This is a genomic window from Kineosporia sp. R_H_3 (genome assembly GCF_002198675.1).
Taxonomy (GTDB): domain Bacteria; phylum Actinomycetota; class Actinomycetes; order Actinomycetales; family Kineosporiaceae; genus R-H-3.
In genome coordinates this window covers 1-18,897 of sequence record NZ_MWLL01000213.1, presented here as the reverse complement: position 1 = coordinate 18,897, position 18,897 = coordinate 1, and the positions used below count along the sequence as shown (strand labels likewise).

Annotated in this window: 22 protein-coding genes; 7 read left to right on the top strand and 15 right to left on the bottom strand. The window is 73.2% G+C overall.

All coding sequences use genetic code 11. From position 1 onward, the window contains the following. Positions 1–53: 53 nt before the first annotated feature. The 6 genes from ECOMGDLI_RS26840 to ECOMGDLI_RS26815 all read left to right on the top strand — a co-directional run bounded on the left by ECOMGDLI_RS26840 (position 54) and on the right by ECOMGDLI_RS26815 (position 5,557). Entirely contained in the window at positions 54–509 is a 456-nt protein-coding gene (locus ECOMGDLI_RS26840; RefSeq protein WP_088319908.1) for a DUF2231 domain-containing protein, read from the top strand. 48 nt (positions 510–557) lie between these two features. Continuing rightward, a complete protein-coding gene (locus ECOMGDLI_RS26835) occupies positions 558–857 on the top strand; it encodes a DUF2087 domain-containing protein (RefSeq protein WP_088319907.1) in 300 nt (99 codons plus the stop codon). Positions 858–936: 79 nt separating this feature from the next. Then, positions 937–2,730: a DUF429 domain-containing protein gene (locus ECOMGDLI_RS26830; protein ID WP_088319906.1), complete on the top strand. Its 1,794-nt coding sequence runs from the start codon at positions 937–939 to the stop codon at positions 2,728–2,730. A gap of 11 nt (positions 2,731–2,741) precedes the next feature. After that, positions 2,742–3,125, top strand: a complete 384-nt coding sequence (locus ECOMGDLI_RS26825; protein ID WP_088319905.1) for an ATP-binding protein — start codon at positions 2,742–2,744, stop codon at positions 3,123–3,125. A gap of 19 nt (positions 3,126–3,144) precedes the next feature. Then, positions 3,145–3,471 (top strand): hypothetical protein, encoded by a 327-nt coding sequence (locus ECOMGDLI_RS26820; protein ID WP_088319904.1) that lies wholly within the window; start codon positions 3,145–3,147, stop codon positions 3,469–3,471. Positions 3,472–3,739: 268 nt separating this feature from the next. Further along, complete coding sequence (locus ECOMGDLI_RS26815; protein WP_143447966.1) at positions 3,740–5,557, top strand: HNH endonuclease signature motif containing protein; 1,818 nt, start codon at positions 3,740–3,742, stop codon at positions 5,555–5,557. Positions 5,558–5,961: 404 nt separating this feature from the next. On the opposite strand, the gene ECOMGDLI_RS26810 is transcribed toward ECOMGDLI_RS26815, so the two are convergent. Next, positions 5,962–6,393, bottom strand: coding sequence for a HEAT repeat domain-containing protein (locus ECOMGDLI_RS26810; protein WP_143447965.1), 432 nt, complete (start codon positions 6,391–6,393; stop codon positions 5,962–5,964). 104 nt (positions 6,394–6,497) lie between these two features. Here ECOMGDLI_RS26810 and ECOMGDLI_RS26805 point away from each other — a divergent pair, with 104 nt between their 5' ends. Continuing rightward, positions 6,498–7,670: a questin oxidase family protein gene (locus ECOMGDLI_RS26805; protein WP_088319901.1), complete on the top strand. Its 1,173-nt coding sequence runs from the start codon at positions 6,498–6,500 to the stop codon at positions 7,668–7,670. A 17-nt stretch (positions 7,671–7,687) separates the two neighbouring features. Here ECOMGDLI_RS26805 and ECOMGDLI_RS26800 read toward each other — a convergent pair whose 3' ends face one another. From ECOMGDLI_RS26800 to ECOMGDLI_RS26735, 14 genes are all read right to left on the bottom strand, one after another. Continuing rightward, on the bottom strand, positions 7,688–8,848 hold the full coding sequence (locus tag ECOMGDLI_RS26800; RefSeq protein ID WP_088319900.1) for a flagellar biosynthesis protein FlhB: 1,161 nt from the start codon (positions 8,846–8,848) through the stop codon (positions 7,688–7,690). Between the two features lie 6 nt (positions 8,849–8,854). Beyond that, positions 8,855–9,637: a flagellar biosynthetic protein FliR gene (locus ECOMGDLI_RS26795; protein ID WP_088319899.1), complete on the bottom strand. Its 783-nt coding sequence runs from the start codon at positions 9,635–9,637 to the stop codon at positions 8,855–8,857. Positions 9,638–9,640: 3 nt separating this feature from the next. After that, positions 9,641–9,910 carry a flagellar biosynthetic protein FliQ gene (locus ECOMGDLI_RS26790; protein WP_088319898.1) on the bottom strand — a complete coding sequence of 90 codons (270 nt, stop codon included), beginning with the start codon at positions 9,908–9,910 and terminating at the stop codon, positions 9,641–9,643. 8 nt (positions 9,911–9,918) lie between these two features. Next, on the bottom strand, positions 9,919–10,812 hold the full coding sequence (gene fliP, locus ECOMGDLI_RS26785) for a flagellar type III secretion system pore protein FliP (protein WP_233153644.1): 894 nt from the start codon (positions 10,810–10,812) through the stop codon (positions 9,919–9,921). A 5-nt stretch (positions 10,813–10,817) separates the two neighbouring features. Then, on the bottom strand, positions 10,818–11,306 hold the full coding sequence (locus tag ECOMGDLI_RS26780) for a flagellar biosynthetic protein FliO (protein WP_088319897.1): 489 nt from the start codon (positions 11,304–11,306) through the stop codon (positions 10,818–10,820). A gap of 88 nt (positions 11,307–11,394) precedes the next feature. Continuing rightward, on the bottom strand, positions 11,395–12,192 hold the full coding sequence (gene fliN / locus ECOMGDLI_RS26775) for a flagellar motor switch protein FliN (protein ID WP_088319896.1): 798 nt from the start codon (positions 12,190–12,192) through the stop codon (positions 11,395–11,397). A gap of 49 nt (positions 12,193–12,241) precedes the next feature. Next, a complete protein-coding gene (locus ECOMGDLI_RS26770; protein ID WP_158221171.1) occupies positions 12,242–13,141 on the bottom strand; it encodes a flagellar motor switch protein FliM in 900 nt (299 codons plus the stop codon). A gap of 140 nt (positions 13,142–13,281) precedes the next feature. Further along, positions 13,282–13,665 carry a flagellar basal body-associated protein FliL gene (gene fliL, locus ECOMGDLI_RS37050; protein ID WP_369812794.1) on the bottom strand — a complete coding sequence of 128 codons (384 nt, stop codon included), beginning with the start codon at positions 13,663–13,665 and terminating at the stop codon, positions 13,282–13,284. Positions 13,666–13,914: 249 nt separating this feature from the next. Beyond that, positions 13,915–14,934: a flagellar motor protein MotB gene (locus tag ECOMGDLI_RS26760; protein ID WP_088319893.1), complete on the bottom strand. Its 1,020-nt coding sequence runs from the start codon at positions 14,932–14,934 to the stop codon at positions 13,915–13,917. Positions 14,935–14,956: 22 nt separating this feature from the next. Further along, entirely contained in the window at positions 14,957–15,730 is a 774-nt protein-coding gene (locus ECOMGDLI_RS26755; RefSeq protein ID WP_088319892.1) for a flagellar motor protein, read from the bottom strand. A gap of 2 nt (positions 15,731–15,732) precedes the next feature. Further along, a complete protein-coding gene (locus ECOMGDLI_RS26750) occupies positions 15,733–16,017 on the bottom strand; it encodes a flagellar FlbD family protein (RefSeq protein WP_233153645.1) in 285 nt (94 codons plus the stop codon). A 212-nt stretch (positions 16,018–16,229) separates the two neighbouring features. Then, positions 16,230–17,453 (bottom strand): flagellar basal-body rod protein FlgF, encoded by a 1,224-nt coding sequence (flgF, locus tag ECOMGDLI_RS26745; protein WP_088319890.1) that lies wholly within the window; start codon positions 17,451–17,453, stop codon positions 16,230–16,232. A 143-nt stretch (positions 17,454–17,596) separates the two neighbouring features. Beyond that, positions 17,597–18,097 carry a flagellar hook assembly protein FlgD gene (locus ECOMGDLI_RS26740; protein ID WP_088319889.1) on the bottom strand — a complete coding sequence of 167 codons (501 nt, stop codon included), beginning with the start codon at positions 18,095–18,097 and terminating at the stop codon, positions 17,597–17,599. 38 nt (positions 18,098–18,135) lie between these two features. Then, a partial coding sequence (locus tag ECOMGDLI_RS26735) for a flagellar hook-length control protein FliK (protein ID WP_143447964.1) occupies positions 18,136–18,897 on the bottom strand: 762 nt, incomplete at its 5' end.

Sequence of the window (18,897 nt, the reverse complement as noted above, 5' to 3'; positions counted from 1 at the left end):
GTCCGCGGTGGCTGCGTCCTTCCCGCCCCGTCCACCAGCTCCTGGGGGTCCCCGTGTTCGACACCATCGCCGGTCTGCCGATCCACCCGCTGGCCGTGCACGCCGTCGTCGTCCTGCTGCCGCTCATGGCCATCGCGACGGTCGCCGTGGCGGTCCGGCCGGCCTGGCGCGGCTACGCCCTGTGGGTCCTGGCCGGGAACGTCATGGTCCTCGTCGCGGCGTTCGTCGCGCGGCAGTCCGGTGAGGCGCTGTACGCCCGGATCGGCAAGCTCGGGGCGAACCCGCTGGCGGAGACCCACGTCGGCTACGGCAAGGTCATGCCGCTGTTCGCGCTGTTCCTCGTCGCCGCGGCCGCCGTCGTCCACCTCCTGCGGGACCGGCCGAAGCTGGCGCCCGTGGGCATCGTCGTCGCGGTCGTGGCCGCCCTGCTCGGGATCGGCTGGACCGTCGTCACCGGCGACACCGGCGCCCGCGCGGTGTGGGAGGACCTCGTCACGAACACGAACTGACGCGGTCCCGCACTGACGTCCCGGGGGCGGCGCGCGTAACCTGAGGTGATGGAACGCGTGCCGCTCGAGGAGGCGCTGCGCAACCGCGAGGTCGTCCTGCGGGCCTTCCTCGACGCGCACGGACGCCTCGCCTCGATCCCGTCGAAGCACAGCAAGCGACTCGTCGTGCTCGACCACCTCGCCCAACGCTTCGAGCCCGGGGTGCACTACCCCGAGACCGAGGTCAACGCGATCCTGCGCAGCTCCCACGAGGACGTCGCGGCGCTGCGCCGGTACCTCGTCGAGGAGGGGTTCCTCGACCGCGAGGGCGGCGTGTACTGGCGGTGCGGCGGGTCGGTGGACGCCTGAGGGCGGTGCCGGACGGCGGCCCGGGCCGCCGCGGCTCGTCGCGTGCCGGGCCGAGGCCCGGATAGGGCAGGCTGGCGGTGTGCACTTCGTGGGAGTCGACCTCGCCCGTGACGACCGCCGGACCTCGGGGCTCGCCGTCCTCGACGGCTCCGGCCGGCTCGTGCACGTCGAGTCGGTGCACACCGACGCCGAGGTGGTCGACGCCCTCAAGCCCTTCACGACGCGCGAGTGCCTCGTCGCCGTCAACGCGCCCCTCGTCGTCCGCAACGCGACCGGCAACCGGCCCGCCGAGGCCGCGCTCAACAAGGACTTCGCCCGGTTCGACGCCGGCGCCCACCCGTCGAACACGTCCAAGCCCGAGCTCACCGGGACCCCGCGCGGCGCGGCCGTCGTCGCCGCGCTCGGCCTCGACCTGAACCCGCGGTCGCGGCGCGCCCGGCGCGCGATCGAGGTCAACCCGAAACCGGCGACGGTCGCGCTGTTGCGGCTCGGCCGCACGCTCAAGTACAAGAACAAGCCGGGCCGGACGCTGGAGTCGCTGCGGACGGCGCTCGGCGCCCTCATGGGGCACCTGGAGTCGCTCGCGGACGCGACGCCGCCGCTCGACCTCACCGGGTCGTCGTGGGGCGACCTCGCCGCCGCGGTGGCGTCGGCCAGGCGCAAGAGCGACCTGCGGCTCGTCGAGGACCAGGTGGACGCCGTCCTCTGCGCCTACGTCGCGATGTTCGCGGCGCGCCGCCGGGACGACGTGACGACGTACGGCGACCTCGACACCGGGTACATCGTCACGCCGACGCTGCCCGCCGACCTCGTGCCGCTGGCGCGGGGGGCGCGGGCGGCGGTCGCCGGCGCGGACGCCGCGGCCGCGCCGGCGGAGGACGAGGGGCCGGTGCTCGCAGCCGTGCGCGAGTACTCGGCCCGGCAGGCCGAGATCAGGGCCGCGGGTGCGGCCTGGGTCGACCTCGTGACCGGCGTGCTGGACGAGGCGGGCATCAACTACCTCAACATCACCGGCCGGGTGAAGAGCGTCGAGTCGTTCGCCGAGAAGGCCGGCCGCGAGGTCGACGGGGTCCCGCTGTACACCGACCCGCTCGCCGAGATCACCGACCAGATCGGGGTCCGGGTCATCACGTACGTCCTCGGGGACGTCGCGACCGTCGCCGGGCTGCTCGCCGAGCAGATCGTCGTCCGCGACGACCGGGACATGGGCCGCGAGACCGCCAGCCAGGGCCGCTTCGGCTACTCGAGCCGGCACCTCGTCGTGGCGCTCGACGACGAGCGGGCCGCGCAGCCCGGGTACGAGCTTCTCCGCGGAACCGTTGCCGCGGTGCAGATCCGCACGGTGCTGCAGCACGCGTGGGCCGAGTTCGAGCACGACATCCGGTACAAGGGAAGGGTTCCCGCCGAGCACGCCCGCGAGTTCGACCGCCGGTTCACGCTCGCGGCGGGCCTGCTCGAGCTGGCGGACCGGGAGTTCTCGGAGATCCGCGAACGGCTCCAGGCCGGCCCGGTCGACACGTCCGAGGCGGACGACCCGCGGATCGAGCCGCGCGACCTCGCGGCCTTCCTCGCCGGGCAGTACACGGACGCCGGCTGGTCGCGCACCGACCACTACGCCTGGATCTCCGGCCTGCTCCTCGAGCTCGGGATCTCCTCGCTCGACGAGCTGAGCGAGGTGCTGCGCCCGGTGAACAAGCTCGACCTCAACGCCCGCATGGACTACCGCTACCCGCCCGGCGCCGTCCGGCGGCTCGACGACGCCCTGCTCGCGGCGTTCGGGGAGCGCTACATCGGGCTGCACGGCAACGGGCACCGGGTGCCGTCGCTGCGCACGCGGCTCGAGCGGCTCACGGGGGAGCGGGCCGACTCGTAGGCCGCTGCGTCATGGCCAGGGTTCTCGTCACGGGAATGTCGGGCGCCGGGAAGTCGACGCTGCTCGCCGGGCACGCGACCGTCGTCGTGTCGGGGACCGTGGAGAACCAGGGGCGCTTCTACGGCTCGTTCGACGCCGTCGTGCTCCTGAGCGCACCGGTCGACGTCCTCGTGGAGCGCGTGCGGGCACGCACGGACAACCTCTACGGGCAGACACCCGAGCAGGAGGCCGAGATCCGCGGGAACGTCCGCGACGTGGAGCCGCTGCTGCGCCGCGGCGCCACTGTCGAGCTCGACGGTCGGCGACCGGTCGAGAAGCTGGTCGCGGACGTCGAGCGGCTGCTCGTGCGCCACCCGGCCGATGCCGGTCGGCCGTGGTGGACAGTGTCCAGATGACGGGGACGGAGAAGACGCGGTGACGCGCGAGTCCGTGAACGGCATCTTCTGCCCGTGCTGCGGGAGTCCGACCGAGCTGTCCGATAGCTGGCTGACCTGCTCCGCCACGGGGACGCAGTTCTCCACGTCGGTCGCGTCGGAACTCCACCGGTACGTCGAGACGCCGCCGCAGGCCGTCCCGGCCGTATCGTTCAGATGGGGCGGGAGCTGGTTCTGCTCCGCAGACGCGACGGCGATGGTCGAGACCGACGGCCGTGTCAGCTGCCTTGCGTGCGGACGGACCATGCCCAACATGCTGCTTTACAGCATCATCAAGTTCCACGTCCACGGCGCATCCACCCCCTGACGACTACCGCTGGCGCGGCAACCCCCTTGATCTCCGTCGATGGACGGAGAGGTCATTCGGCGGAAGGGCTCCACCCGGCCTGCCGCGGCAGGTCCGCTGCCCGGCGTCATCGGGCACCCCTCCGGCTCGTGCCCGTCCCTACCCCGTATCCATGCGTCGTCGCGCCGCGTCGACTGTGTGTGAGTGACGGTCACTGACGCAAAGTTGTTCTGCTGGAACGGGTCTCGCAGGGTCAAGACTGTCAGACCCTCTCCCTAGTGTTGTTCTCGTGAGCAGCGATGAGCAGACGTGGGGCGAGGTACCCGGCAGTGAGCCGGACGCCGCGGTGCCTGCTGCTCACGTGGTCTCGGACGGGTCGTTGCCGGTGCACGACCTGCACGCGGGGGTGGAGGCGATGCGGGCCGCGACGGCGGTGGTGCTGGAGGCGTCGCGGTGCGCGTGGTCGCTGTCGGACGGTGAGGCGCGGGATGTGGTGGAGGCGTTCACCCGGGCGATGGCGTCCGCCGAAGCGGCCCGACTGGCGGTGATCAAGGTCCTCGACGAACGCCCCGAAGCGGTCCCGGGCGCGAGCGAAGGCAAGGTGGCGGCCGCGTTCCTGACCGGCCGCCTGAACGTGGACCAGGGTCGGGCGAACGCCGACGCGCGGGCCGCGCACGCGTTGGACGCGGACTCCGGGAGCCTGCCGCAGGTCGGCGCCGCGCTCGCCGCGGGTGAGATCACCCGCGAGCACGCCGACGCCTGCGTCCGCGCCGTAGCCCGGCTCCCCAAACGCCTCCGCGTCGTGCTACTCGAGGACGAAGCAACGGGTGAGCTGCGGTCCGGGATGGAGATCGCGGACGCGTTCCTGGCCGAGCAGTGCCGCCGGTTCCCGGTCCGGGCGATCCACCGGCTCGTCGACGAACTGGTCCGGGTCCTCGACCCGGACCGGGAGGAGGACTTCGACGAGGACGCCCACCTGCGGCGAGGCCTCTCGCTGGTGAAGGACTCCACCGGCATGGGCTCCCTGCGGATGACCCTGACCCCCGCCGACACCGCGGTGCTGTCGGCGATGCTCTCGGCGGCGGGGAAGCCGCGACCGGCCCGCGAGGTCCTCACCGTCGACGACACCGGCGTCGAGCAGGTCACCCTGGTCAAGGACGACCGGACCGTCGCGATGCGCCGCTACGACGCGGTGATGGGACTGCTGCGTGCCGCCCTCAACGGCGGCAGCGGGGGTGAGGCGCCTTCGCCGCTGGTGAACCTGCTCGTGACCGCGACGGTGGAGCAGGTCGCTGCCGCCGGTGCGGCTGCGGAACGGGTCCGCCGGCGGGCCGCCGCCGGAGCAGGAGGCCATCCGGACGACACAACCACCGCCGACGCCGCTGTCCGTTCGGACGGCGGCGCTGCCGAAGTCGATGCGGGTGCTGACGCTGATGCTGGCTCGGCTGGTGCTGGCTCGATCCCGGAGACATTCTCCGGCAACGGATCCGGCTCATCCGCCGCGTGCCAGGTCGGTCGGGCGGCGGGGTTCGCGACGCTGCACCGGCACGGACCGATCGGAGCCCACCTGCTCGCCTACCTGGCGTGCACGGCGACGCTGACGAGAGTGCTGCTGGACCCGAACGGGGCACCCCTCGACGTCGGACGAGCACACCGGCTCGCCACCCCGGCACAACGCAAAGCCCTCGCCGCCCGCGACGGCGGCTGTGTGATCCCTGCGTGCCCGGTCCCGCACGAGGGCACCGACGCCCACCACCTGCAGGCGTGGGAACACGGCGGTCGGACGGACCTGCACAACCTGGTGAGCCTGTGCCCGGCCCATCATCAGCAGGTCCACGCCGGCCTGTGGGCGATCGAGCTGCTCGACGGCATCCCTTGGGTCCGGCCACCGTCCTGGATCGACCCCCAACGACGCCGCACGAGGAACCTGCACCATCAGACGCACGCCGCCGCACAGCGGATCGGCCAGCAGCTACGCCTCGCCCTGGACGAGGACGAGGACGCCCGCGGCGTCGGCCCGAACCGGAGCGGGCTGAGCCCGATCGACCTCACACCACCGATCTGGAACCAGGCACCACCCGACGACACCTGGAAACGCACCGCCTGACCCCACGGAGCGGTTGCCGACGGCGGCGTCCACGGTCTCGGTCCGGCAGGCGGCGAGAGACAGGTGTGAACGGCTGCGCCCTGGGTAACGCACCCCTGGCGGCGAGCGCCGTCACCGGTGACGGGGCCGGCGCAGGACACGACTCGATAACGACCGCAGAAAGTTGGCGGCGGAGGCATCCAGAGCCGCGTTCGCGACGTCGATCAAGCAGTGACCCGGTCCGGCGGGTCCACGGCTGTCAGGGAGGACACCATGCCGATCATCTTTGCTTTCGCGGCCCTACCGGCGATGGCGTTGCTCCTCATGGCGGTCTCCCGCCTCGAGGCCACCCTCGACCGTCCCCGCGACCGGACCAGCGTCCGCTGACCGCCTGACCGGCCCCGCGGTCGGCATCGTCGGCACCGTCAGCCCCCGGCCGCAGTGACCCGCACGACCGCCCGCCCCGCCGCACGGCGGACCCGCTCCACCGGGTCGTCCCGCAGCGGCAGCACCGCTTCGAGGACGTCGCCGCGCTCCCGCTTCGCGACGACCTTGCAGACCATCTCCCGCACCCGCCAGTGCGGGTCCGTCGTGGCCGCCGCGAGGGCGTCGTCCACGTCGGGGCCCTGGGCCGTCGGCCACGCGTAGAGCAGCCCGCGGGCGCCCCAGACCCGCAGCCAGTAGGCGTGCACCTCCGGGACCCCTTGGGCCAGAAGCTGTCTCGCGTGATCCCCGCCGAGCGCCTCGACGATCTCGGGCTCGGCCTCACGGCCGGCGAGCACCTCGAGGCAGGCCCGGACGACGACGTCCGTGCCGTGCCGTTCGCAGGCGGCGGCCACCCTCAGTCCCGGGCTCACCGGACCAGCCTGCCAGTGCGCGGACGACGCCGGGCCGCCGGTCCCGAAGCGGCGCCCACCGGCGCTCTTGACCTCAAGTGCGCTGGAGGTCGTCCACTGGACCCATGACGACGACCCGCTCCCGCCCCGGTGCACCCGGGGGCGCCCTCGACGAGGCCCTCGAACGCCTGCACCGGACCGGCCCCGAGTTCGACGGCTGGCTCTCCAACCACGGCCCGATGGTCGTCGAGGCGATGGCCCGGCGCGGCGCGGGCGCGGCCGTCCACCGCTGGACCGACGGGTACGCCCGGCGGCTCGAGGATCGCCCCGGGCCCGGCCGGCCGATCGCGGACGACGCGTGGCGGGCGGCGCTCGGGGATCCCGCCCGGCTCGGTGACTGGCTGGAGCACTTCCGCCGCACCGTCCGCGAGCAGCCGTGGGAGCAGGTGCTCCGCACGTGGTGGCCGCGGCTGCTCCCCGGCATCGCGGCCGGCGCGACCCACGGCGTCATCCGCACCGGGCACGCCGTCGAGGCGCTGCGGGCCGACGTCACGGCACCGCGGCTCGACGAGCTCGGGCAGGCCCTGGGCTACTGGGCCGCCCGCTGGCAACCGGTCCCCGGGCTCGACGGCGTGGACCTCGCCCGGCCGCTCGGCAGCGAGCGGGGCCGGACGGCGTCCCGCGAGCAGCGGGTGGACGCCGCCGTCGAGGCGGTCCCGCGGGTCCCCCGGCAGGACGGCGGGATCCGCGACCGGCTCGCCCAGCTGCCCGGCCTGCCCGGCTGGCCGACCGCCGGTGACCTTGCCGCCGCGGCGCCGGACGCCGCCCCGCCTTTCAGCGCAGCAGTCCCGCCCGGCAGCACGGCAGACGCGCCCGGCAGCACGGCAGACGCGCCCGGCAGCACGGCAGACGCGGCCGCCGTCCTCGCCGACGTCGTCGCCGCCGTCGTGCGGGCCTACCCGAGGATCGCCGTCGGGCAGCCGACGATGCTCGTCCACGCCGCGACCGCGCCGAACGCCGTCCTCCGGGTGCTGCCGTCGCTGCCGCCGCAGGAGCACGCGGTCGCCGTCCGGACGGCGTGGGCCGCGACCGCAGCGGTGCTCGCCGCCTACGCGCCCGCGCCCGCCGACCGGCAGCCGCTCGACGTCGCCGCACCGGCCGACCCGTGGGAGCTCGCGCTGGCCCACGGCGGCGAGCACGTCCTCAAGCTCGCGGACACCGCGCTCGACGTCGAGGCCCTCGTCGGGCCGGGCACCGTGGCCGCCGCGGTCGCGACGGCGGTGGCGCTCGACGCGTGACCCGCACGGGCCTCGGCTCAGGCCCGGCTGCTCGCCCGCGCGTCGCGCTGCTCGCGGACCCGCCGCGCCCGCAGCTGCGACTTCGTCGGCAGGTCGGGCAGGTCCTTGCTCGGGCCGGGCCGGCGCGCGGCCGACCCGCCGGGGCGCCCCGCGGCCATGACGAACGCGAGGATCCGGGCGACGGCCATGTAGAGCTCGCTGGGGATCTCGTCGTTGAGGTCGCAGACCCGGTAGAGCGTGCGGGTCAGCGGCTTGTCCTCGACGATCGGCACCTTCGCCTCGCGGGCCTTCTCGCGGATCTTCAGCGCGAGGGCCCCGGCACCCTTGGCGACGACCCGGGGCGCGCCGCGGGCCGGCTCGTACATGAGCGCGACGGCGAAGTGCGTCGGGTTGACGAGGACGACGTCGGCGTCCGTGACGGCCGAGAGCATCCGGTTACGGCTCATCGCCATCTGCCGTGACCGGATCGCACCCTTGAGCATGGGGTCGCCCTCGGTCTGCTTCATCTCGTCCTTGATGTCGCGCGGCGTCATCATGAGCTGCTTCATGACGGTCCGGCGCTGGACGGCGTAGTCGGCGAGCGAGAGCAGCAGGCCGACGACGGCGGTCGACCAGAGCAGCGTCTCGAGGCCGTCCTTGGTCCGCAGCGCCACGGTGCCCAGCGGCAGCGCCCCCGACAGCAGATCGGGCAGCAGCGACTTCGCGAGCACCCAGACGACGACCGCGATCGTCGCGACCTTGAGCAGCGCCTTGACGGCCTCCCACGACGCGCGGGGGCCGAACATCCGCTTGATGCCCTCCTTGGGGCTCAGCCGGTTCCCCTTGAACTTCATGACCTTCGCCGACGGGTGCACCCCCTGGGCCACCGTGCCGAGGATCGCGCCGACCATCGCGCCGAGGCACATCGGGGCCGCGGCGAGGAGCACGACCTGCGGCATGAGAGCGAGGGCCTCCAGCGCGGCGTCCGGGGTCGGGGTGCGCCCGAGGTCCGGCAGGTGGGCGAGCATCTCGCGGACGCCGTCCGCCACGAGCCGGGCGCTCAGCGGCAGGAGCGCGGCGGCGCCGGCCACCCCCATCCACGTCGCGGCGTCCGGGGTGCGCGCGAACTGCCCCTCCTTGCGGGCGTCGCGGAGCTTCTTGGCTGTCGGCTTCTCGGTCTTGCCGTCCTTGTCCGACATCGCGTCTCACCCCCCGCCGCGGGCGCCGGACAGCTCGAGGTTCGTGATCGTCGCGTCCGTGACGACCCGCTCGACGACGTCCGGCAGCCGGGCGACCACGAGGCCGGCGACGAGGAGGGTGAACAGGATCTTCAGCGGGAACCCCAGCGAGAAGGCGTTGAGCGCCGGTGCGGCCCGGGTGAGCAGCCCGAGCGCGACGTCCGCGACGAGCATCACCGCGAGGATCGGCGCCGCCACCTCGACCGCCCCGGCGAACAGGTTGACGACGTGCGTCGTCACGGCCCGGGCGACCTGGTCCATGTCGAGCTTCGGCGTCGGCATCGCCTCCACCGACGCGGCCAGCCCGTGCAGGACCACGAGGTGGCCCCCGGTGGCGAAGAGCAGCACCGTGCCCGTGAGCTGGTGCAGCCGGCCCATCACCGAGGCCTGCACGAGCTGGAGCGGGTCCAGGCCCATCGCCATCTGGAAGCCGCCGACGGCGTCGATGATGTCGCCGATCGCCTGGATCGTCGCCATCGCGACGAGGACGAAGAACCCGAGCAGCGCCCCCATGACGACCTGGCCGGTCATCGCGAGCAGCAGCGACGTGGAGTCCAGCCTCGGGGCGACGGGCACGGTGAACGTCGACAGCGGCAGGGCGAGCGCCAGCGCGAAGCCGGCCCTGATCCTGGCGGGCACCGCGCGCGTGCTGAACGGCGGCGCGACGAGGACGAACCCCGCGGTCCGCGCGAGGGCGACGAGGAAGCCCGCGAGGGTCGCCTCGCCGAGGCTGAGCTCGAGCCCGGACACGGCTCAGCTCCCCAGCAGCGTCGGGACGCTCTCGAAGACGGCCCGGGTGAAGCCGGTGAGCACGCGCAAGGTCCAGGACCCGGTGACGACGAGCACGAGCGCCGCGACGAGCAGCTTCGGCACGAAGGAGAGCGTCTGCTCCTGGATCTGCGTCGCCGACTGGACGATCGAGACGACGAGGCCGATGACGAGCGTCGCGACGAGGATCGGGCCGGCGACCTTCACGGCGGTGAGGAGCGCCGTGGCGACCATGTGCACGATGTCCGCGTCCATGTCCGCCCCTACCGGTAGCTCGAGATGAGGGTCGTGACGATGAGCGACCAGCCGTCGACGAGCACGAAGAGCAGGAGCTTGAAGGGCAGCGAGACGAGCGAGGGCGGCAGCATCACCATGCCGAGGGACATGAGGACGGCGCTCACGACGATGTCGACGACGAGGAACGGCAGGAAGACGACGAAGCCGATGATGAACGCCGCCCTCAGCTCGGAGAGCACGAAGGCCGGGATCAGCGTCCGCAGCTCGACGCTCGTGCGGTCCTTCGGCAGCGGCTGGTCGGCCGCCTTGACCATGAGCGCGAGCTCCTCGTCGCGGGTGTGCTCGAGCATGAACGTCCGCAGCGGCACGACGCCGTCCCGGTAGGCCTGCGTCGAGGTCTTCGTGCCGTCCAGGTAGGGCTTGAGCCCCTCGGACTGCATCTGGTCGAGCGTCGGTCCCATGACGAACAGCGACAGGAACAGCGCCAGGCCGACGAGCACCTGGTTCGGCGGGATGCTCATCGTGCCGAGGGCGCTGCGGGTCAGGGACAGCACCACGACGATCTTCGTGAACGACGTGCACAGCAGCAGCACCGACGGTGCGACGCCGAGCACCGTGATGAGGACGATGATCTGGACGACGCGGCTCGGCTCGCCGGGCAGGCCGACGGTGATGCTCGGGTCGTCGGGGTTCGTCGGTCCCGCCGGCCCGTCCGGGGCGGCGCGCGGCACCGCGAAGGCGACCGGGACGGCGTCCACGGTCTGGGTGGCGGACGACGTCGCAGCGGCGACCGGGGTCGCCTGCGGGCCGGCGAACGCCGAGGACGCGGTCGGTGCGAGCAGTGCGCCGGCGCAGACGGCGAGCGCGGCGCCGAGCCGCAGCACGCGGCCGGGGCGTAGACCGCGGGGCGGACGGGTCACCGGGCTCACCCCCGCCTGACGGTGAGGTCGCGCAGGGCGTCGACGCCCTGGCGCCACGTGCGCGGGTCGAGGACGGCGCCGCTGCCGCGCCGGGTCGTGGGCCCGGCGGCGGGCCGGGCGGTGGTCCGCGGACCGGCCGCCGTGCGCTGCACGGGGACGGCGGTGCCCGGCGCGACGACGCGGGTCACGGTGACCTTGCCGGGCTCCGGGGCGCGCTTCTCCCGGCGGGCGAGGGCGACCTCGGCCGGGTCGAGCTCGGCGAGCAGGCTGACGCCGTGGGTGCCGGTGCCGAGCACGAGGACGCGCCCCGCGACCTCGACGACGGCGACGGCGGTCTCCCGGGTCAGCCCGACCCGGTCGACGACGCGCAGGCCGGCGCCGTCGCCGCGCACGCCGGCGCGCTTCGCGAGGCGGGCGGCGATGAGGGCGAGGACGAGGACCACGACGAGCGAGGCGACCACCCGCAGGAGCATCGCCGCGCCGTCGCCGCTCACTCCGGGCCCCTCGCAGGCAGTGCCGTCCTGGCCGGGGTCCGGGGCGCCGTCCTGGCTGCCCGGCGGGACGCGGTCGTGCCGCGCCCCGTCATGTCGCGTCCTTGGTGACGATCTCGGTGATCCGCAGGCCGAACGACTCGTCGACGACGACGACCTCGCCGCGCGCGAGCAGGGTGCCGTTGACGAGCAGGTCGGCCGGCGCACCGGCGAGCCGGTCGAGCTCGACCACGTCGCCGGGGGAGAGCGCGAGCAGCTGGCGGACGGTCATCTTCGTGCGGCCGAGCTCGCAGGTCACCTCCATCTCGACGTCGCGGAGCATGTCGATGCCCCAGCTCCGCGCGGCCTGGCCGGCGGTCGGGGTGCCCGCGGCGGCGGCCGCTGGCGCGGCGGCGCCGGGCAGCCCGTCGAGCCGGACGGCGACGAGCGCGTGCACGGTCTCGCCGCCGAGCAGCGGCACGAGGACGGTGATCGGCCCGGCGGTGACGACCTCGAGGCAGTCCGCGACGTCGACGGCGGTCGGGGAGCTCTCGAGCCGGCCGCCGAGCGCCGTCGCGAGCGCCTCGAGGGCGGGCCGCAGCGCCTGCGCGGGCTCGAGGTCGCCGAACGGCGTCCCCTGGAGGGCCTCGACGAGTTCGGCACCGACGACGACGAGCAGCGTCCCGTCGAGCCCGCCGCCGAGGACGGCCGTGACGGCCGCGCCGGCGGGGTCCGGCATCGTCACGGCGGACGCGTCGGCGACCGGTGCGTCGGGGACGAGCGGCTCCGCGCTGGGGACCTGCGCCGACGCCTCGGCGACCGCCGACAGCACGAGCTGGGCGGCCGGCTTCCACGCGTCGTCGACCGGCTGCCGCTGGTCGGGGACGAGTGGTGAGGCGGAGAACGTCATGTCATGTCCTTCACGTGGTGCGTGCGCAGGAGCGAGGCGACCGGCGCGTTCACGGCTTCTCCGCGAGGGCGTCGGTGATGAGCACGGCGAGCTTGCGCCCGGAGGCCCCGGGGACGGCGCGGGCGAACTCGGTCGCCGCCGAGGTGACGGACAGCGGCCGGGTCGCGGGGTGGTGCAGGGCGATGACGTCGCCGACGGCGATCCGGCCGACCTGCTCGCTCGGCAGGCGGACCGGCTCGAAGCGCACCCGGACGTCCACCTGGACGTCCGAGAGCCGCTGCTGCGTGCGCTCGGCCGCCTCGAGCCGGACACGCGTCTTGTCCCCGCTCTCCTGCGAGCGGGTCATGGCCTCCAGGGACGGTGCGAGCATCGCGAACGGCAGGCAGAACTCGACGCTGCTCTCGAGCTGCCCGATGACGAGGTCCAGGCGGGCGACGACGACCGGGTCCGTCGGCAGCGCGGCCTGGACGAACCGCGCGTCGGACTCGATGGCGATGAGGTGCGGCTCGACGTGGGCGATCGTCTCGAACGCGTACGTGAGCTCGCGGAGCAGCCGGGTGAGCAGCGTCTTGGTGATCGACTGCTCGATGTCGGTGAGCGGCCGGTCCGGCTGGTCGGGGCCGCCGGGACCGCCGAGCTGGTGGTCGATCATCGTCAGCACGGCGGGCAGGTCGAGGCTGATGAGGGCCTTGCCGGGCAGCGGGTCGAGGGTGACGACGGCGCAGACGCTCTGGTCCGGCATCCCGGTGAGGAACTCGTCGTAGCTGAGCTCCTCGATCTGCGCGTTGCTCAGCTGGCACACCACCCGCAGGCTCGTCGTGAGAAGGGTCGTCGCCTGCCGGCTCCAGGTCTGCATCGCCACGCGGAGCATGTGCGAGTGCTCGCGGGCGAGCCGTACCGGACGACGGAAGTCGTACGTACGCGCTTCGCCGCGCCGCGGTCGTGTCACCGCGGTCGCCTGATCGGAGGACCCCACGTGGTTTCACTTCGGACCCGTGGGGTCCTTCCTTGAGCCGTGCGGGGCCGCGGCCGGGCGCGGCTCGCCCGCACGGACCAGGCGCCTGCACGCTGCGTGAGCACAGGGGCGGCCTACTGGTAGACGAACGTCGTGAAGTAGATGTCGTAGATCTCCTTCTCGTAGAGCTCGGAGACCTTCTCGACCAGCTCCTTCTTCGTCTTGTCCCGGCCCTTCGCGTCGGCGATCTCGTCGATGGCCATCCCGCTGTAGAGCGAGATCGCCGCGTCGAGCGCCTTCGCCCCCGACGGTGCCTCCGCGACGTCGGCCGACGCCTGGAGCGTCATGCCGAGCTGGAGGAAGTGCGCGCCCTCGAGGTTGATCGTGATGTTGTCCAGCGGCACGACGATGCCCGGGACCGGCTTGGCGGCCTCCTCGGCGGCCGCCGCCACCTCCTCGGGGGTCGGCGTCTTCTTGAGGACGAGGAAGTACACCAGCGCCAGGACGAGCAGCAGCATGGGCAGGACCATGAGGATCAGCTTCAGCTTGCCGCCGCCTCCCTTCGCCTCCTTCTCCTCTTCCTTGGTCTCCGCGTCTTCGGTCTTCGCGGCCACGGTGTCCTCCTCGGTGTGCTGTCGTGCGGGTGTCTGCGGGCGGGTGTCTGCGGGCGGGGTGCCTACNGAGCGTGCTCACGGCGCACGTCGCCGACCCCACCGGCTACGGCCGGGTCCTGCGGGACGCCTACGGGTGCGGTGCCGCGGTCGGGGTCAGTGCGCCCCGGTCTCGGCGGCCGTGCTGCCGGACGTGTCGGCCTCCGACGTGCCGGACGACGTGCCGGACGACGTCCCCGACGTCTCCGGGGCCGTCGCCTCCGGGGCCGTCGCCTCGGGCGAGTTGCCGAGGGCGGCGACCGCGCGGCCGGCGGCGTTGTCGAGCGCGGCGAGGACGACGATCTCCACCCGGCGGTTGCGGACGTTGGCCCGCGGGTCGGACTTCTTGACGAGCGGCTTGGTGTCGGCGAACCCGGTGGCGTACATCCGGTCCGCGGGGATCCCCTCGCTGCTCGCGAGGAAGCGCAGGACGCCGGTGGCCCGGTCGGTCGAGAGCTCCCAGTTCGAGGGGAAGCGGGCCGTGCTGATCGGGATCGAGTTCGTGTGCCCGTCGACGGAGAGCCGGTTCGGGAGCGACTTCAGCGTCGGCGCGATCGTCGCGAGGATCCGGCGGCCCTCGGGCGAGAGCGTCGCGTCGCCGCTGACGAAGAGCACCTTGTCCGTCGCGATCGTCACGACGAGCCCGCGCTCGTCGAAGCGGAAGTTCGCGGCGTCCTTGAGCCCGGCCTTCTCCAGCGCCTTCTGGAGCTCCTCCTGGGCCTTCTTGAGCTTGCCGACCTCCTTGGCGACCGCGGCCTTCTCGGTCGCCTTCTGCAGCTCCGCGACGGCCTCGGGGTTCACCGACGTCGTCGCGATCTCGGGCGCCTTCGGCCCGCCGGCGCTGCCGGAGAGGTTGACGCTGTCGGGCGCGACGGAGCCGCCGACGCTGAGCATCTGGTCGGCCCCGTTGAGCATCGCCACCGGCGCGCCGAAGCCGGCCGACAGGCCGGTCTTCAGGGCCATGAACTTCTTCTGGTCGACCTGGCTGATGGCGAACATGACGATGAAGAGCACCATGAGCAGGGTCATCATGTCGGCGTACGAGACGAGCCAGCGCTCGTGGTTCTCGTGCTCCTCGTGCTCCTCCTCGTGGCCGCGGCGCTTGCCGCCGCCGCCGTGCCCGCCGCCGCCGCTCATGGTCCGGTCCCGGTCATGACGCTCACGCCGCGTCCGGCACCGCGGCCGGCAGGATCTGCGGCATCTTCGAGCGCAGCTTCGTCGCGACGACGCGCGGGTTCGAGCCGGCCTGGATCGCGAGGACGCCGTCGATGACGAGCTCCATCCGGGCGGCGTCGTTCTCGCCGACCTTGACGACCCGCTTGCCGAACGGCAGGAACATGACGTTGGCGGAGAGGATGCCCCACAGGGTCGCGAGGAAGGCCGCGGCGATGAGGTGGCCGAGCTTGTCCGGCTCGGAGAGGTTCTCGAGGACGTGGATGAGACCCATGACCGTGCCGATGATGCCGATGGTCGGCGCGTAGCCGCCGCAGTCGGTCCAGAAGGCGGCCGCCGCCTTCGCGGAGCCCTTCTTCGCCTTCACCTCGGCGGAGAGGATGTCGTAGAGGTCGTCCGGGTCGGTGCCGTCGACGGCCATCTGGAGCCCCTTGCGCATGAAGGGGTCCTCGACCTTCTCCATCTCCGACTCCAGGGCCAGCAGGCCCTCGCGGCGCGCGCGCTCGGCCATCTTCACGAGCGGCTCGATGACACCCTCGAAGTCGGGCTTCTTCGCCGTCATGGCGTAGACGAGCCACTTGAAGGCGCCCATCATGTTGGGCACCGTCGTCGACGCGAGCGCGGCGCACAGCGACCCGACGAAGATGAGCAGCAGGGCGGCGGGGGCGATGAGGGCGGCAGGGTTGCCGCCTTCGAGGATCATCGAACCGATGATCGCCACGAAGGCGACGGCGATACCGCCGATGGTTGCCGGATCCACGGTCAGGCCTCCCGGCTCGGCATGCGGAGCACCTGGGCCAGCGCGGCCCCGCCTGCGGTGGCACCTGACGGCACGGCCGCCGGCTCGTCCTCGTGGGAGATGACGAAGGCCTCGGCCGCCACCGACGCGCGCCAGCGGCGGACGCGGTCGACCACCTCGTCGACCGACTCGGCCACGATGAGCTTGTGGCCGTCCACCATGGTGATGACGGTGTCGGGCGTCGACTCCGCCCTCTCGATGAGGTCGGGGTTGACGGCCATCTCGTGGCCGCCGAGGCGGGTGAGCATGATCACGGCGTCCGTCCCTGGCTGTGTCGGTGGGGACCCTTCCGTGGTCCCACGTGTCTGTTCGGCACGACGGCCGCGGTGTTGAGCGTTCGGGTCCGTCCCGGCGGCCCGTCACCCGGACGGCCCTTGCGTGCCGCGGGCGGCCGGCGCTGAGCCCGCGGCCGCCTGCGCCGGGCCCGTCGTCGACGGGCCCGGCGCGGGGTCGGACGGCGTCAGCGCTTGAGGTCGACGAGGTCCTGGAGCATCTGGTCGCTCGTCGTGATGACCTTGGAGTTCGCCTGGAAGCCGCGCTGGGCGACGATGAGGTTGGTGAACTCCTGCGCGAGGTCGACGTTGCTCATCTCGATCGAGCCGCCGAGCAGGTCGCCGCGACCGCCCGAGCCGGGGATGCCGACCTGGGCCAGCCCGGAGTTGGTCGTCGCGCGGAACATGGTCTCGCCGGTCTTCTCCAGCCCCATGGGGTTGTTGAAGTTCGCCAGCGCGACCTGCGCCATGATCTGCTTCTCGCCGTTGCTGAACATCCCCAGGATCGTGCCGTCGGCCTGGATCTGGAACTGCTGGAGCGTGCCGGCCGAGTTGCCGTCCGTCTGGGTGACCGCCAGCGACTTCGGGCCGCCGAAGTTCGTGGCTCCGCTGAGGTCGATGTTCACCGTGGTGAGCGGCGTGGCGCCGGCGCCGTCGTTGAACTGGATGCTCGGCACGATCGAGTTCGTCGCGTCGTAGGCGCCCGTGTTGTCGAACGCGAGGACGCCGGCCGTCCCGACGCTCGTGCCGTCGGTCTGGTCGGTGATCGTCACGTCGTAGTTGAGGTTCGTGGAGTTCCAGACCAGCGCCACGCTCAGCGCGTGCGACTTGCCCTGGACGTCGTACGCGGTCGCGCCGAGGGTCAGCGTCGTCGTCGTGCCGGCGGTGATGTTGCCGCCCGCGGTCACGGTGGTCGACGCGACCGGCGGCAGCAGCGTGCCGGTGGGCAGCGTGATGTCCCCGATCGGGTTGTCGGTGTTGACGACGCCGGCGGCGCCGGCCCAGCCCTGGACGACCCGGCCCTCCGGGGTGACGAGCGTGCCGTTGCTGTCGAACGAGAACGCGCCCGCGCGGGTGAACGCCGTCTCGGTGCCGGAGCGGACGACGAAGAAGCCGTCGCCCTGGATCATGAGGTCGGTCGAGCGGCCGGTGTTCTGCGCCGAGCCCTGGCCGAAGTTCGTCATGATCGCCCCGAGCTGGACGCCGAGACCGACCTGCGCCGGGTTGACGCCGCCGTTCGTGGCCGTCGCCGAGCCCGCGGGCTTGACGAGCTGGCTCAGCGTGTCCTCGAAGACGACGGAGCTGCTCTTGAAGCCGGTCGTGTTGACGTTGGAGATGTTGTTCGAGACGACGTCCATGAGCGTCTGGTGCTGACGCAGGCCGGTGATGCCGGAGAAGAGGGAGCGGAGCACGGATTCCTCCAGGGATCGGGTGGTGCAGCGGCATCCGTGCCGTGAAGGGCTGCGCGAGTCCGTTGCGCGCAGGTGGTGCTGGTGCGGTGGTGCTGTGCGGTGGTGCCGTGCGGTGGTGCGGGTTTCGCCCGGTCAGGGGACGGTCAGGTGGTCGGCGCCGGGTCCGGCGTCGTCGCGACGCTCGTCACGTCGTCGAGGGAGAAGGTGCTCGTGCCGACGGTGAGGTTCGGCGTCGTGCTGCCCCAGGACGTCGCGGTGACGACCCCGGTGTGCGCGTTGCCCGAGACGTCCTTCCACGTGACGGTCCGGCCGAGCATCGAGGCGGCGGACTGCGCGTTGGAGGCGTCGAGCACCTTCTGGTCCAGCTTCGACAGCTCGGAGAGCTTCTCCACGACGGTGTACTGCGCGGTCTGCGCGAGCATCGCCGTCGAGTCGGTCGGGTTCGTGGGGTCCTGGTACTTCATCTGGGCCACGAGGAGCTTGAGGAAGACGTCGGAGTCGAGGCCGCCCAGCACGTTCGCCGGGTCGGTCTTCGCGGTCTCCTTGACACCGATGGTCCCGACGGGGCCGTCGTTCTTCGTCGTGCCCGTGGCGGTCGTGGCGAGCGCGGTGCGCGCCGCCGCGAGTGCCTGGATCGAGGTCATGTCTGGTCCTTCCTGAGGTGGTCGTGGGGGGCGGCGGGTCAGACCCGGACGTCGACCCGGCCGATCGGCCCGTCCTGGCTGCCGGCCGTCGTCGCCCCGGGTGCGTCGGGCCCGCCGTCCGGCCGCGCCGTCGCCGCGGAACCCTTGCGGGCGAACGGCTCCGCGACAGGCTCGCCCGCCCGGGCCTGCTGCCGGCCGCCGGACTCGCCGCCCGTGCGACCGGCGTCGGCACCGGAGCCGTTGCCGGAGAACGCGGTCTGCTCCTGACCCGGGCGCCGGCCGTCGCCCCCACCGGCGTCCTGCCGGTTGAGCGTCACGTCGGCGAGGTCGAGGCCGGCGTCCGCGAGCTGGCTGCGCAGCTGCGGCAGGTCGTTGCTCAGCGCGCTGAGCGCCGTGTCCGACGCCGCGAGGTCGAGCCGGACCTGACCGGCGCGGACGTCGATCGTGACCCGCACCGCCCCCAGGTGGTCGGGCGTCAGGTGCAGCACCGACCGCTGGGTGCCGTCGCGCAGCGTCCGCGCCGCGAGCAGGTGCCGGGTGACCTGTTCGACGACAGGGTCCGGCGTGCTCAGCGCGGTCGCGGGCGCGCCCGGGGTCGCGGGTGCCGCGGCGTCGGCCGCCGCGGCGCGCAGCGCACCGCCGAAGCCGGCGGCCGCCGGCTCGGTGCCCGTCGAGCGGACGGTGCCGGTCGTGGCCTGCTCCGGCCCGGCCTCCGCGGTGCCCGTGGCGGTGCCTGTCGCGGTGCCCGTGGCGGCCGGACGGCGGGCCCGACGCACCCGGGGCGACGACGGCCGGCAGCC